The sequence below is a fragment of the Leeuwenhoekiella sp. A2 genome, assembly GCF_047946655.1.
Taxonomy (GTDB): Bacteria; Bacteroidota; Bacteroidia; order Flavobacteriales; family Flavobacteriaceae; genus Leeuwenhoekiella.
Window position 1 is genome coordinate 1,485,776 of the sequence record NZ_CP172311.1, and the last position, 12,678, is coordinate 1,498,453.

The 12,678-nt window shown below is 38.8% G+C and carries 12 protein-coding genes; 5 read left to right on the plus strand and 7 right to left on the minus strand.

From position 1 onward, the window contains the following. Positions 1-6: 6 nt before the first annotated feature. A complete protein-coding gene (locus tag ACH3PA_RS06685; RefSeq protein ID WP_416448477.1) occupies positions 7-3,144 on the plus strand; it encodes an efflux RND transporter permease subunit in 3,138 nt (1,045 codons plus the stop codon). Between the two features lie 21 nt (positions 3,145-3,165). Beyond that, a complete protein-coding gene (locus ACH3PA_RS06690; RefSeq protein WP_416445942.1) occupies positions 3,166-4,566 on the plus strand; it encodes an efflux transporter outer membrane subunit in 1,401 nt (466 codons plus the stop codon). 80 nt (positions 4,567-4,646) lie between these two features. Here the strand turns inward: ACH3PA_RS06690 and ACH3PA_RS06695 are convergent, their stop codons facing one another. Both ACH3PA_RS06695 and ACH3PA_RS06700 read right to left on the minus strand, forming a co-directional pair. Continuing rightward, complete coding sequence (locus ACH3PA_RS06695; RefSeq protein WP_416445940.1) at positions 4,647-5,123, minus strand: CYTH domain-containing protein; 477 nt, start codon at positions 5,121-5,123, stop codon at positions 4,647-4,649. After that, a complete protein-coding gene (locus tag ACH3PA_RS06700; protein ID WP_416445938.1) occupies positions 5,110-5,775 on the minus strand; it encodes an NAD-dependent epimerase/dehydratase family protein in 666 nt (221 codons plus the stop codon). The genes ACH3PA_RS06695 and ACH3PA_RS06700 overlap by 14 nt, the downstream gene beginning before the upstream one ends. An 85-nt stretch (positions 5,776-5,860) precedes the next feature. Here ACH3PA_RS06700 and dinB point away from each other — a divergent pair, with 85 nt between their 5' ends. Then, complete coding sequence (gene dinB / locus ACH3PA_RS06705) at positions 5,861-6,973, plus strand: DNA polymerase IV (RefSeq protein ID WP_416445936.1); 1,113 nt, start codon at positions 5,861-5,863, stop codon at positions 6,971-6,973. On the opposite strand, the gene pyk is transcribed toward dinB, so the two are convergent. The 5 genes from pyk to ACH3PA_RS06730 form a co-directional block, all read right to left on the minus strand. Beyond that, positions 6,970-8,406: a pyruvate kinase gene (gene pyk, locus ACH3PA_RS06710; protein WP_416445934.1), complete on the minus strand. Its 1,437-nt coding sequence runs from the start codon at positions 8,404-8,406 to the stop codon at positions 6,970-6,972. The genes dinB and pyk overlap by 4 nt on opposite strands. Continuing rightward, the gene (locus ACH3PA_RS06715) at positions 8,406-8,897 is read right to left on the minus strand and encodes an IPExxxVDY family protein (protein WP_416445932.1); all 492 of its coding nucleotides are present in this window, start codon (positions 8,895-8,897) and stop codon (positions 8,406-8,408) included. The genes pyk and ACH3PA_RS06715 overlap by 1 nt, the downstream gene beginning before the upstream one ends. A gap of 86 nt (positions 8,898-8,983) precedes the next feature. After that, positions 8,984-9,730 (minus strand): ribonuclease III, encoded by a 747-nt coding sequence (gene rnc, locus ACH3PA_RS06720; RefSeq protein WP_416445930.1) that lies wholly within the window; start codon positions 9,728-9,730, stop codon positions 8,984-8,986. 6 nt (positions 9,731-9,736) lie between these two features. Beyond that, positions 9,737-10,990, minus strand: a complete 1,254-nt coding sequence (fabF, locus tag ACH3PA_RS06725) for a beta-ketoacyl-ACP synthase II (protein WP_416445928.1) — start codon at positions 10,988-10,990, stop codon at positions 9,737-9,739. A 19-nt stretch (positions 10,991-11,009) separates the two neighbouring features. Continuing rightward, the gene (locus tag ACH3PA_RS06730) at positions 11,010-11,243 is read right to left on the minus strand and encodes an acyl carrier protein (protein ID WP_416445926.1); all 234 of its coding nucleotides are present in this window, start codon (positions 11,241-11,243) and stop codon (positions 11,010-11,012) included. A gap of 181 nt (positions 11,244-11,424) precedes the next feature. On the opposite strand from ACH3PA_RS06730, the gene purN reads away from it, so the two are divergent. Together purN and ACH3PA_RS06740 are read left to right on the plus strand one after the other, a co-directional pair. After that, a complete protein-coding gene (purN, locus tag ACH3PA_RS06735) occupies positions 11,425-12,003 on the plus strand; it encodes a phosphoribosylglycinamide formyltransferase (protein WP_416445924.1) in 579 nt (192 codons plus the stop codon). Next, positions 11,996-12,628, plus strand: a complete 633-nt coding sequence (locus ACH3PA_RS06740; RefSeq protein ID WP_416445922.1) for a viroplasmin family protein — start codon at positions 11,996-11,998, stop codon at positions 12,626-12,628. Before purN ends, ACH3PA_RS06740 begins: the two co-directional genes overlap by 8 nt. Positions 12,629-12,678 lie beyond the last annotated feature (50 nt).

A 12,678-nucleotide genomic window follows, 5' to 3' on the forward strand; every position in this document is an offset into this window, starting at 1 on the left:
AAAATCATGCTAAAGACATTCATTGAAAGACCTGTTCTCTCGACAGTAATTTCTATTATAATAGTCATATTGGGTGTTCTGGGTTTAACGACCCTTCCTATCACCCAATATCCAGATATTGCGCCGCCCACCATACAGGTGACAACATCATATCCTGGTGCTAACGCAGAAACCATACTTGAAAGCGTTATTATCCCTATAGAAGAGCAAATAAATGGTGTAGAAGGTATGACCTACATCACCTCAACTGCTACTAACAATGGTACTGCAGAGATCACGGTTTTCTTTGATCAAAATGTAGATCCTGATATTGCAGCGGTAAACGTGCAGAACAGAGTTGCTCGTGCAAACCCGTTATTGCCACAGGAGGTTAAACAAACAGGTGTACTTACGCAAAAGCAACAAACAAGTGCGTTGATGTACCTTTCCTTTTATAGTACCAATGAGGACTATAATGATACTTTTATACAAAACTACCTTCAGATAAATGTTATCCCTGAAATTCAAAGGATAAACGGTGTGGGTAGCGTAAATGTATTTGGCGGTAAGGATTATGCCATGCGTATTTGGCTAGAGCCTGATAAACTTGCCGCATATGATCTTGTACCGGCAGATGTTTCTGCTGCTTTAAGAGAACAGAGTCTTGAGGCTGCTGCGGGATCTTTGGGTGAAAACAACGGGGAAGCATTTTCTTATGTTATTAAATACCCGGGGCGTTTTAAAACTGAAGATCAGTACAGTGATATAATTATAAAAGCGCTGGGAGATGGTCAATTTTTACGATTAAAAGATATTGCAAGTATAGAGCTTGACGCACAATCATATAGCGGTGGCTCTACTACAAATGGATACCCAAGTGTGAACATGGGTATTTTTCAAACCAAAGGTTCTAACGCCCGAGATATAATTGACGCAATACAGGAACAACTTGATGATACCAGAGCAACATTGCCAGAAGGTATACAGATATTTATACCTTATGATACAAATAACTTCTTAAATGCATCTATTGATAAGGTGGTTCATACCCTTATCGAAGCATTTATATTAGTGTTCATTGTGGTATTTGTTTTCCTTCAGGATTTCAGGTCAACTTTGATTCCTGCCATTGCGGTTCCGGTTTCTATTATAGGAACTTTCTTTTTCTTAAACCTCTTTGGCTACTCAATCAATCTACTTACTCTTTTTGCACTTGTATTGGCAATTGGTATTGTGGTAGATGATGCTATCGTAGTTGTAGAGGCGGTGCACGCCAAAATAGATGAAGGGGCAAAGACGGCTAAAGGTGCTACTCTTGATGCCATGCACGAGATCTCTGGAGCGATCATATCGATCACACTGGTTATGGCGGCGGTATTTGTGCCGGTAACTTTTGTGCAAGGACCTACAGGTGTATTTTATGAGCAGTTTGGTGTAACTCTTATTGTGGCAATATTTATTTCAGCGCTAAATGCATTGACTTTGAGTCCTGCATTATGTGCTTTATTCCTTAAACCACACGATGAGCATGAACATGATAAAAAGAAAAATTTCCTTCAGCGTTTTTATGCTGCTTTCAACAGAGGCTTTAATGCAACGATTCACCGTTATGGCAGATCACTTAGTTTCTTATATCGCAATAAATGGATCACAGCTGTTATTCTAGTACTCGCCGTTGGTGGTATCTGGTGGTCGTCTACAACCACAGCTACAGGATTTGTGCCTGATGAAGACCGTGGAATCATATTTATAAATTTTGAACTTCCTGCAGGTGCATCTTTAGACAGAACCACAGAAGTAAGCCAGACACTATATGAAAACATCATAAACATGCCTGGGGTACAGGGAGCTTCTTTTATTACAGGTCGTAGTTTATTGAGTGGCGCAGGTAGCAACTATGGTTTAGGATTTATTCGTTTAGATGACTGGGATGAGCGTACAGATGATTCTGTAAGTATAGAAGCTATCACCGGTAAACTCTTTGGTATGGCAGCGACAATTCCGGAAGCAAATGTGATATTCTTTTCACCTCCTAGTATTCCGGGTTTTAGTGCGTCTTCTGGTGTTGAGGTGAATTTATTAGACCGTTCTGCAGGAGCTTTTACAGATCTTGACCAGGCAAATCAGGAATTTATGAATGCGCTTACACAGCGACCTGAGGTTCAATATGCTCAATCATCTTTCAACACACGCTATCCTCAATATCAAATGGATATAAATGTGCCTTTAGCGAAAGAACTGGGCGTTCCTATTAGTAGTATATTTTCTACTCTTCAAGGCTATGTAGGTGGTGTTTATGCAGCAGATTTCTCAAGATTTGGTAAGCAATATCGCGTTTATATGCAGGCGCTTCCAGAAGACAGAGCTGAAGAAAGTGATCTTAATTCGCTTTATGTAAGAACAGGAAGTGGCGAGATGGCTCCGGTGACAGAGTTTGTTACTCTTAGCCGGGTTTATGGCCCACAATCAGTTACACGTTTCAATCTTTTCAATTCAGCTAAAGTGAATGTAGCGATGAATCCTGGTTTTAGTAGTGGTGATGGTATTGCGGCAGTAGAAGAAGTTGTGAGTTCGCTGCCCAATAATTACACCGCGGCTTACTCAGGTCTTACTCGTGAAGAGGTAAATGCAGGAAACCAGACAACAACAATTTTCATTCTATGTATTGTCTTTGTTTACTTCTTACTTGCTGCTCAATATGAAAGTTATTTACTTCCATTCTCTGTGCTATTATCATTGCCTCTGGGTGTTTTTGGAGCTTATATCTCGACAAAACTGGCAGGCTTACAGAATAACATTTACTTCCAGATATCATTGATCATGTTAATAGGCCTTCTGGCGAAAAATGCGATTCTTATTGTAGAATTTGCTTTGCAACGCCGCAGAAGTGGTGAAAGCATTGTAGATGCTGCGATTGATGGAGCAAAAGCTCGTTTACGTCCTATTTTAATGACCTCATTTGCCTTTATTTTAGGTCTTACTCCTCTGGTACTCGCAAGTGGTGTGGGTGCAGCAGGTAACAGATCAATAGGTACAGGCGCTGTAGGTGGTTTGCTTATAGGTACTATTCTGGGTGTCTTTGTAATACCTATTCTGTTCATATTATTTCAATGGTTACAGGAAAAAGTAAGCAAGAAACCCACTACAGAAGTTGTAAATGACTAACCTAAACTAGAAACTCATAAAATGAAAATCATATATAAATTTAAATTCCTCATTTTAATAGGCGTCGTATTCAGCTTACAGTCCTGTTTTGTGGCTAAGGATTACCAAAGGCCGGAAGAGATTATTAATGAAGATTTCTACCGTACAGATATGCTTACTCAGGATACCCTGAATATTGCGGAAGTATCCTGGAGAAATATGTTTACTGATGCTACGCTGCAATCTTATATTGAAGAAGGTCTCGAAAACAACATAGATATTCGGGTAGCATTACAGAATATTTTGGCTTCTGAAGCTTATTTTAAGCAGGGAAAGGCAGGTTATTTACCTACATTGAGTGGAGGCGCAACATATACGCATCAGGAGCTTTCTGAAAATAGTCAGTTCGGAAGTTTGTTCTCAGCCTTAGATCAATATCAGGTAAGTGCAGATCTTTCATGGGAAGCAGATATCTGGGGAAGAATTCGTAGTCAGAAAAGAGCGTTTCAGGCAAGTTATCTGCAATCAATAGCTGCACATCAGGCTGTAAAAACGCAATTGATCTCAAGAATTGCTTCTTCTTATTATGAGTTGCTTTCGCTTGACGAACAAATTCGTATTACCGAGGAAACAATTTCTACGAGAGAGAACAGTCTTGAAACCACACAAGCACTTAAAGATGCCGGTAATGTTACAGAAGTAGGCGTTAAGCAAACCGAAGCGCAGTTGTATAATGCGCAGGCTATTCTTATTGATCTAAAGAATCAATCGCGTTTGCTGGAAAATACGTTCTCAATTCTATTGGGAAGAACTCCTTCAAATATTGAAAGAACCTCCTTAGATGAGCAGGAAATAACTACAGAACTTAAAATAGGTGTGCCTGCACAGCTGTTGAGAAACAGACCAGATGTAATCTCTGCAGAGTACAATCTTGTAAATGCTTTTGAACTAACAAATGCCGCAAGAAGTAACTTTTATCCTGCACTTACGCTTACCGCTTCCGGCGGGTTGCAAAGTTTAGATTTTAATACTTTGTTTGATCCTGAATCATTTTTTGCAACGCTGGTGGGTGGTATTACACAGCCTATTTTTAATCAGCGGAGAAACAGAACTCAATACGAGGTTTCACAAGCTCAGCAGGAACAAGCAAGGCTTGATTTTAGGCAGGCCATTCTTACGGCAAGCAAAGAGGTGTCTGATGCTTTATACAGCTATGATACCGCAACTCAAAAAATAGAAATAAAACAAAAGGAATTTGATGCCTATGACCTGGCGACAGATTACTCTGAACAGTTACTAGATAATGGTCTGGCTAATTACCTTGAAGTTTTAAATGCCCGTGAGAATGCATTATATGCAAGACTTGACCTTATAAATGCCAGATACAACCAGTTGCGCTCTGTAGTAGATCTTTATGAAGCTCTGGGCGGCGGATGGAAATAAAACGAGATGCTTTTCCCCCTAAAGTAACTTTAAGAAAAAGCCAACCTTGCGGGTTGGCTTTTTTTATGCTTCATAATTTCTTATAACCAATTTATAAAAGGGTGTTTGCTTAACTGCGAATTGTAGTAGCGTATCTCACCGGTTACTTCTTGCCCCAACCAGGAAGGATGTGCAAATTTCTCATCAGCATGTTTAAGCTCAATTTCTGCGACGACAAGTCCTTCATTTGCTCCAAAAAACTCGTCTACTTCAAAAACATGTTCACCTTGAGGTATTTCATAGCGCATCTTATCAATAATTCCCTGCTCACAAAGTTCTAACAAAGCATCTGCCTCTTCAACGGCGATAGATTTCTCCCATTCAAACCTTGTTGTGCCACTTTTATCAGAAGCTCCTTTAATGGTTATAAACGCCTCGTCGCCATAAATACGCACACGTACAGTTCTGCTAGGATTGCTGTTTAGGTATCCTTGAGAAATACGAATACTTTTAACTGCTTCGGTTTTAAAATCCTGTGATTCTACTAAGAATTTGCGTTCTATTTCAATAAGTGCCATGTGCTATTGCTTTAATTTCGTTAGACGGAATAATTACGTGTTTATATCCATTTTTAGCCACTTGTATCATGGCTTTGGCAATTGTAAGCGGGTGTATGCTTCGATATTTTTTCAACCCACCAATTAGCAACGGATTGATAATTGTCATAATCATTTTACTCACCGTTTCTAATGTGCGTTTTTCATCACGATCTCCTGCAATTAATGACGGTTGCAAAAAATAACAATTTTTGATCCCTAAACCGGCCACATCACTTTCCATCTCCCCTTTAGTACGGTTATAAAAGATCTTGCTTTGCGCATCTGCGCCAATTGCAGAAATAGTGATCATCGTATCGATATTGTTAACCATGCATAGACAGGCCGCGGCCACAGGAATACCGTAATCTATTTTATGATAGAGATCTTTATCTGGCGTTTTTGCCTTGGTTGTACCTATGCAGCAAAAAACCACATCAGCTTTAAACCGCATTTTTTGCTCCTCCAGATCAAATAAATCAATTATATATTCGGTCAATTTTGGGTGCTTTAAACCCGATTTTCGTCGGGAAAAGGCGATTATTTTTTCGTAATCCTGAGACGCGAGAAGTTCTTTCGCCAGAAGGCTTCCTGTTAAACCGGTTATTCCTAAAATTATAGCTGTTTTTGCCAATTTTTTACCTGTTTAAGGAGGTTTTTATATACGCATCATATACAAATTTAAAGGAATGCATTGAGCTTTGCAGTATTTTTGTGTAATGAATACAAGTGCTGAAATTCAGTTGCCCGTTAGAAAGATAATCCACGTTGATATGGATGCTTTCTATGCTTCTGTAGAGCAACTTGACAATCCTGAACTTCGCGGGAAACCAATTGCTGTAGGTGGCGGTTCACAACGCGGCGTTGTAAGTGCTGCAAGCTATGAGGCCAGAAAATATGGTGTGCGTAGCGCAATGGCAGGTACAATTGCCAGAAAATTATGCCCTGAACTTATATTTGTAAAGACCAGATTTGATCGCTATCGCGAAATAAGCAGCCAGATACGAGCCATATTTTTTGAATATACGGATCTGGTAGAACCACTTTCTCTTGATGAGGCTTACCTTGACGTAACAGAGAATAAAAAAGGCAACCCAAGCGCAAGCCTTATCGCCAAAGAAATAAGAAGAAAAATAAAAGAAAAGACCGGTTTAAATGCTTCGGCAGGTATTTCAATAAATAAGTTTATTGCGAAAGTTGCCAGCGATGTAAACAAACCTAACGGACAAAAAACTGTAAATCCTGAAGAGGTGATTCCCTTTTTAGAAGAACTGGAAATTAGAAAGTTCTATGGCGTAGGAAAGGTGACAGCAGAGAAAATGTACCAGCTGGGCATTTTTACCGGCAGAGATCTTAAAACTAAAGATCTAACTTTTCTGCAGCAAAATTTTGGCAAAAGTGGCGCACATTATTACCATGTCGTACGCGGCATTCATAACAGCGTTGTTAAACCTGACCGAATAAGAAAGTCTCTGGGTGCAGAGCGCACATTTTCAGAAAATATTTCTTCTGAAGTATTTATGATAGAAAGACTTGAAAATATTGCCGAGGAGATAGAGCGTAGACTTATAAAAACACCTGTAGCCGGCAAGACAATTACTTTAAAAATAAAGTACAGCGATTTCACCCTAAAAACAAGAAGTAAAACTTTGCCTTATTTCGTAAGAAATAAATCTATAATTCTTGAAGTGGCAAAAGAATTACTCTATCAGGAAAAACTTCTTAATTCTGTACGTTTGCTGGGGATTACCCTGGCCAACTTAAATACTGAAGAAAAAGAAGAATCTCCCGCTGTAGAGGAAATCGCTGTTCAATTAAAATTTGATTTCTAGTTATTTGTTATTTCGCGTACACGCAATGTATTAACCATGCCTTGCTCTGTCATTGGCATAGACGCTAAACTAATTACCATATCACCTTTCTTAACATAACCGCGTTTCTTAGCAATTCTATTTACGTCGCCTACAGTTTCATCTGTAGATACAAACTTGTCATAATAGAACGCTTTAACGCCCCAAAGCAGGTTTAAACGCGATAAAATCGTCTTATTTGAGGTGAAAACCAGAATGTGTGCATTAGGTCTCCATGCTGAAATCTGGAATGCCGTATAACCACTGTTAGTTAAAGTGGTAATCGCTTTCGCCGAAATTTCATTTGCCATAAGAGCTGCGTGATAACAAACAGCTTTAGTGATGTATCTTTTTGTACGTATGTGCGGTGGCTCATGAGGTACATGAATTAATGGTGAATCTTCAACACTCATTAAAATTGAAGCCATTTTCTCAATCACCTGCACAGGATATTTACCTACAGATGTCTCACCACTTAGCATAACTGCATCTGCACCATCCATAACAGAGTTTGCCACATCGTTAACCTCTGCTCTTGTAGGAGTAAGGCTATCTATCATGGTTTCCATCATTTGGGTAGCGATAATTACCGGTATTCTGGCTTGTTTCGCTTTAAGCACTAATTGCTTTTGAATAAGCGGTACTTCTTCTGCAGGAATTTCTACACCCAGATCACCACGTGCAACCATTAAACCGTCGCTATATGCTACGATTTTATCAATGTTTACTACAGCTTCTGGTTTTTCTATTTTAGAAATAATAGGGATCTTGTAAGCTGAATGCTTTTTAATTAGCTCCTGCAATTGCATAAGGTCTCCCTCATGTCTTACAAATGAAAGTGCCATCCAGTCTACCTCCTGCGAGATCGCAAAAATTGCGTCCTCAATATCTTTTTCGGTTAATGCAGGTAGTGAAATATTGGTATTAGGTAGGTTCACGCCTTTACGAGAACGCAATGGCCCACCTTGTATAACAACTGTTTCTACTTCATGCTCGTGGTCTGTTTTAAGAACCTCAAATATTAGTTTACCATCATCGAGTAAGATACGCTCGCCTTTTTTTACATCACGAGGAAACTCCTTGTAATTCATGTAAACTCGCTCTTTTGTACCTAAAAACTCTTCTGCAGTAGAAAAAGTAATAATATCACCGGGATTCACTTCTACTTCTTCTTTCATTTTCCCAACACGCAGTTTAGGACCCTGAAGATCTGCCAGGATAGAAGTATTGTACCCAAATTCTTCACTTAACTCTCTAATCATCTTTATACGCTCCTTTACATCTTCATAATCTGCGTGAGAGAAGTTTATTCTAAATACATCTGCTCCCGCTTTGATCATTGAATGCAGGACTTCTTTAGTACTTGTGGCGGGACCTAATGTGGCCACAATTTTGGTCTTTTTTCTATCTGGCATTATTCGAATATTAAATTTTTTTTAGATTTTAATTGGTTTACCTCTACCTCGTATGCTGTTACGATCTGGGGTATCTGGTTTAAGTTTGCCATTAAAGCAGCTTTGGCAAAAGTATTAGAATCAGTCTCTATTTTCAGCAAAAAATCTGCCTTTTTAAATTCTGGCAGCAAATTTATTGATTTATAATGTGCATGTGCATTAGATTGAAACAGTCCGTTACTACTTGTAACTCCATTGCTGGCCGTTTTGCACTTGTTACTTACAAGGCTGTAATCAATGTAATTTCTTGAATCATTATACTTAAAAAGTGGAAAAAGTGCAGAGTAGCCCGTTTCTTTATAATCTATGTCATTGCGGGTACGTTCTAGGTGTAAACCTGCATATTTATTAATTAAAAAAGCAAGACGATAATCTTCTAACGAGCAGTGTATTGCAACTACCGTAAAGTCATACTCAAGTGCGTCATCTAATAATAACATTACAGTCGCCATACTTTATAATAGGAGTTAAATATAGGTAAAGTAATAAATAAAAACTGACCCTGAATATTAAGATTTAAACAGGATTTGTCTGTTATCTAATTAAACTGTTGCACATCTATTTTATTCTGAAATGCATAATATGCGCGTTTTGCAGCCTTTTCTTCTGCTTTCTTTTTTGAGGTAGCTCGAGCTTTAGCAACTTGCTTATTATCTATAGTTAGTTTAACCGAAAAGTGTTTTACCAGATCAAGACCGTTGTCTTCGTATGTATTAAAGTTGAATGATTTCTTTTCTTTCTGGCACCATTCTATAAGCATACTTTTATAACTTATAACCCTGCCTTCAAGCATTTCTATATCAACATAGGGATCTACAACGCGTTTATATATAAATTTCTTCACATAACTATAACCGCGGTCTCTGTAAATCGCCCCTATTAATGCTTCAAAGAGGTTGCCGTGAATATTTGCACCAAAATTCTCTTTAGGAATTGCAGACCTCACAAGATCGAGCAAATGCAGATCTCTTCCTAACTCATTGAGGTGTTCACGACTTACAACCTTAGATCTCATTTTAGTAAGATAGCCCTCGTCACCATGCCCCACTTCATTAAATAAATGGGCGGCTATAACCGCGCCCAGCATAGCATCGCCTAAAAATTCAAGACGCTCATAATTTAAAGAGTGCCCTTTTTTATTTTTCAGGTTTAATGATCTATGTGTAAATGCTTCTTCATAAGGGCCAATATCTTTTGGCTTAAAGCCAATGATTTTTTCGACCACTGCAAAAAAATTCCCGCTCTTTTCAGAACGGGAATTAAATATGTTGCGAATAGCATTCATATAGTACTAATCGCTTATTTTTTTAAAAACGACACAAGCATTATGACCTCCAAAGCCAAAGGTGTTACTCATAGCAACATTGACTTCTCGTTCCTGCGCCTTGTTTAAAGTAAGGTTTAATGAAGAATCAATATTTTCATCTACAGTACCATGATTTATGGTAGGCGGCACAAGGCTGTTCTTCATTGCAAGAATTGAAGCTATTGCTTCAATTGCTCCTGCAGCTCCTAACAGGTGTCCCGTCATTGATTTTGTAGAATTGATATTGATATCTTTAGCATGATCTCCAAAAACGTTAGTAATTGCTTTTAACTCTGCTACATCTCCTAACGGTGTAGAAGTACCATGTGTATTGATAGCATCTACATCTTCTGGTTTTAAATTTGCATCGCGTAAGCAATTTAACATAACGCGCTCAACGCCTATACCATCAGGATGAGGAGCAGTCATGTGATAAGCATCACTAGACATACCGCCACCTAATAATTCAGCATAGATCTTTGCTCCACGGGCTTTAGCGTGCTCATATTCTTCAAGAATAAGAGCTCCTGCTCCTTCTCCTAACACAAACCCATCACGGGTAGCATCAAAAGGTCTGGAAGCAGTCTCTGGACTTTCATTACGGGTAGAAAGGGCATGCATCGCATTAAAACCTCCCATACCGGCCATAGTTACTGCGGCCTCACTCCCTCCTGTAACAATAACATCACAATGTCCTAAACGTATATAGTTTAAGGCATCTATCATTGCATTTGCAGAAGAGGCACAAGCAGAAACAGTGGTGTAATTAGGCCCCATAAAACCATGTTTTATAGAGATGTTACCCGGTGCAATATCTGCGATCATTTTAGGTATAAAGAAAGGATTGAATCTTGGTGTGCCATCGCCATTAGCAAAATTTATAACCTCATCTTGAAAGGTTTCTAAACCGCCAATTCCTGCACCCCAGATAACACCAACCCTAAATTTATCTACCTCATCCAGATCAATACCAGCATCTGCTATTGCCTGATCTGAAGAGACCATTGCATACTGAGCAAACCTATCTAGTTTTCGGGCTTCTTTCCGGTCAAAGTAGTCGAGAGCATTAAAGTTCTTAAGCTCGCAAGCGAATTTTGTTTTGAACTTGTCTGCGTCGAAATAGGTAATTGGGGCGCACCCACTCTTCCCTGAACGCAATCCGTCCCAATATTCTTCAATATTGTTACCGATAGGTGTTAACGCTCCAAGACCGGTTACTACAACTCGCTTTAACTCCATAAGGTGTACTGCTTACTTCTTACTTTGCGTTTTCAATATAGGAGATAGCTTGCCCTACCGTCGCAATGTTTTCAGCTTGATCGTCTGGAATCTGGATATCAAATTCTTTTTCAAACTCCATAATAAGTTCAACTGTATCTAATGAGTCTGCTCCTAAGTCATTAGTGAAGCTAGCTTCAGCAACGACTTCGTTCTCATCAACGCCTAATTTATCTACGATGATGGCTTTTACTCTTGATGCAATGTCTGACATAATCTTTAAATTTAATTTTTAATTAAGTGGCAAAAATAGCAAACTTTATGTTATCACCATTCCTAACCCCAAAAATGTGTACGTAATTTAATGATTTAAAATCAAGATTTGACAGATTACCTTTCAAAAAGTTAATAATAATTCTTTGTTTTGTAGCTTCACAAACACTCCCCATGCAGCTATGAAACGTATCGTGATATTTGCCTCTGGCGACGGGACAAACGCTGAGCGCATTGTAACTTATTTTAGAGAAAAACAGACTGCAGAAGTGGTCTTAATCCTATCTAATAAAGCAGATGCTTTTGTTTTAAAACGAGCCAATAAATTTAACATAAGTGCCTTCTATTTTAATCGCACTGCGCTCTATGAGACAGAAAATGTATTAGACCTGGTTAAAAACGCAAATCCAGACTTAATAGTTCTAGCCGGTTTTTTATGGTTATTCCCAACTAATATTCTTGAAGCATTCCCAAATAAGGTCATAAACATTCACCCCGCCCTTTTACCAGACTTTGGTGGCAAAGGCATGTATGGCCATCATGTACACAATGCTGTTATCGCTGCAGCGAAAGAAGAATCTGGCATTACTATACATTATGTGACTAATGAATATGACAAAGGCTCTACAATTTTTCAGGCAAAAACGGCAATAACAAAAGAAGATACTCCTGAAACACTTGCCCAAAAAATTCACCAGTTAGAATACAAAAACTTCCCTGTAGTGATAGAAAACCTCCTTTTAAGCTCAAAAAATGGCTAAAAAAGAAAAATTCTATGTGGTATGGCAGGGCAAACGCCCCGGCATTTATAATAAATGGAACGATTGTAAAGCTGCCATTACAGGATATAAAGGAGCGCAGTATAAATCATTCTCAACTTTCGCTGAAGCGAAAAAAGCATACAATGGCAACTACAATGATTATAAAGGTAAAACAACACCTAAAATTGTCGACAAAGAACTGCTGGCGCGCATAGGCGAACCTAATTACAACTCAATTGCAGTAGATGCGGCGTGTAGTGGCAACCCCGGCATTATGGAATATCGCGGTGTAGAAACTAAAACTGCAAAAGAACTTTTTAAAGTTGGCCCTTTTAATCAGGGAACAAATAATGTAGGTGAATTTCTCGCACTGGTACACGGTCTTGCCTTTCTAAAGAAGAAGAACAGCAACCTTATTCTCTATTCAGATTCTCGCATCGCAATAAGCTGGGTGCGGCAGAAAAAATGTAAGACAAACCTAAAAGAAACCGCTGTTAATAAAACTATTTTTGACCTTGTGCGCCGAGCCGAAAATTGGTTAAAAACAAATACTTACAGCACGCCCATTGCTAAATGGGAGACAAAGGTATGGGGAGAGATTCCCGCAGATTTTGGGCGAAAATGATTTCGCACTTCAAAACTTCATAATTACATATTCGGATTGCAAAAGTGTAT

Bases quoted from the DNA above. Each gene is read 5' to 3' on its own strand.
- ACH3PA_RS06685 (WP_416448477.1), top strand. From the start codon at position 7: ATGCTAAAGACATTCATTGAAAGACCTGTTCTCTCGACAGTAATTTCT.
- ACH3PA_RS06690 (WP_416445942.1), top strand. From the start codon at position 3,166: ATGAAAATCATATATAAATTTAAATTCCTCATTTTAATAGGCGTCGTA.
- ACH3PA_RS06695 (WP_416445940.1), bottom strand. From the start codon at position 5,123: ATGGCACTTATTGAAATAGAACGCAAATTCTTAGTAGAATCACAGGAT.
- dinB (WP_416445936.1), top strand. From the start codon at position 5,861: ATGAATACAAGTGCTGAAATTCAGTTGCCCGTTAGAAAGATAATCCAC.
- pyk (WP_416445934.1), bottom strand. From the start codon at position 8,406: ATGCCAGATAGAAAAAAGACCAAAATTGTGGCCACATTAGGTCCCGCC.
- ACH3PA_RS06715 (WP_416445932.1), bottom strand. From the start codon at position 8,897: ATGGCGACTGTAATGTTATTATTAGATGACGCACTTGAGTATGACTTT.
- rnc (WP_416445930.1), bottom strand. From the start codon at position 9,730: ATGAATGCTATTCGCAACATATTTAATTCCCGTTCTGAAAAGAGCGGG.
- fabF (WP_416445928.1), bottom strand. From the start codon at position 10,990: ATGGAGTTAAAGCGAGTTGTAGTAACCGGTCTTGGAGCGTTAACACCT.
- ACH3PA_RS06730 (WP_416445926.1), bottom strand. From the start codon at position 11,243: ATGTCAGACATTGCATCAAGAGTAAAAGCCATCATCGTAGATAAATTA.
- purN (WP_416445924.1), top strand. From the start codon at position 11,425: ATGAAACGTATCGTGATATTTGCCTCTGGCGACGGGACAAACGCTGAG.
- ACH3PA_RS06740 (WP_416445922.1), top strand. From the start codon at position 11,996: ATGGCTAAAAAAGAAAAATTCTATGTGGTATGGCAGGGCAAACGCCCC.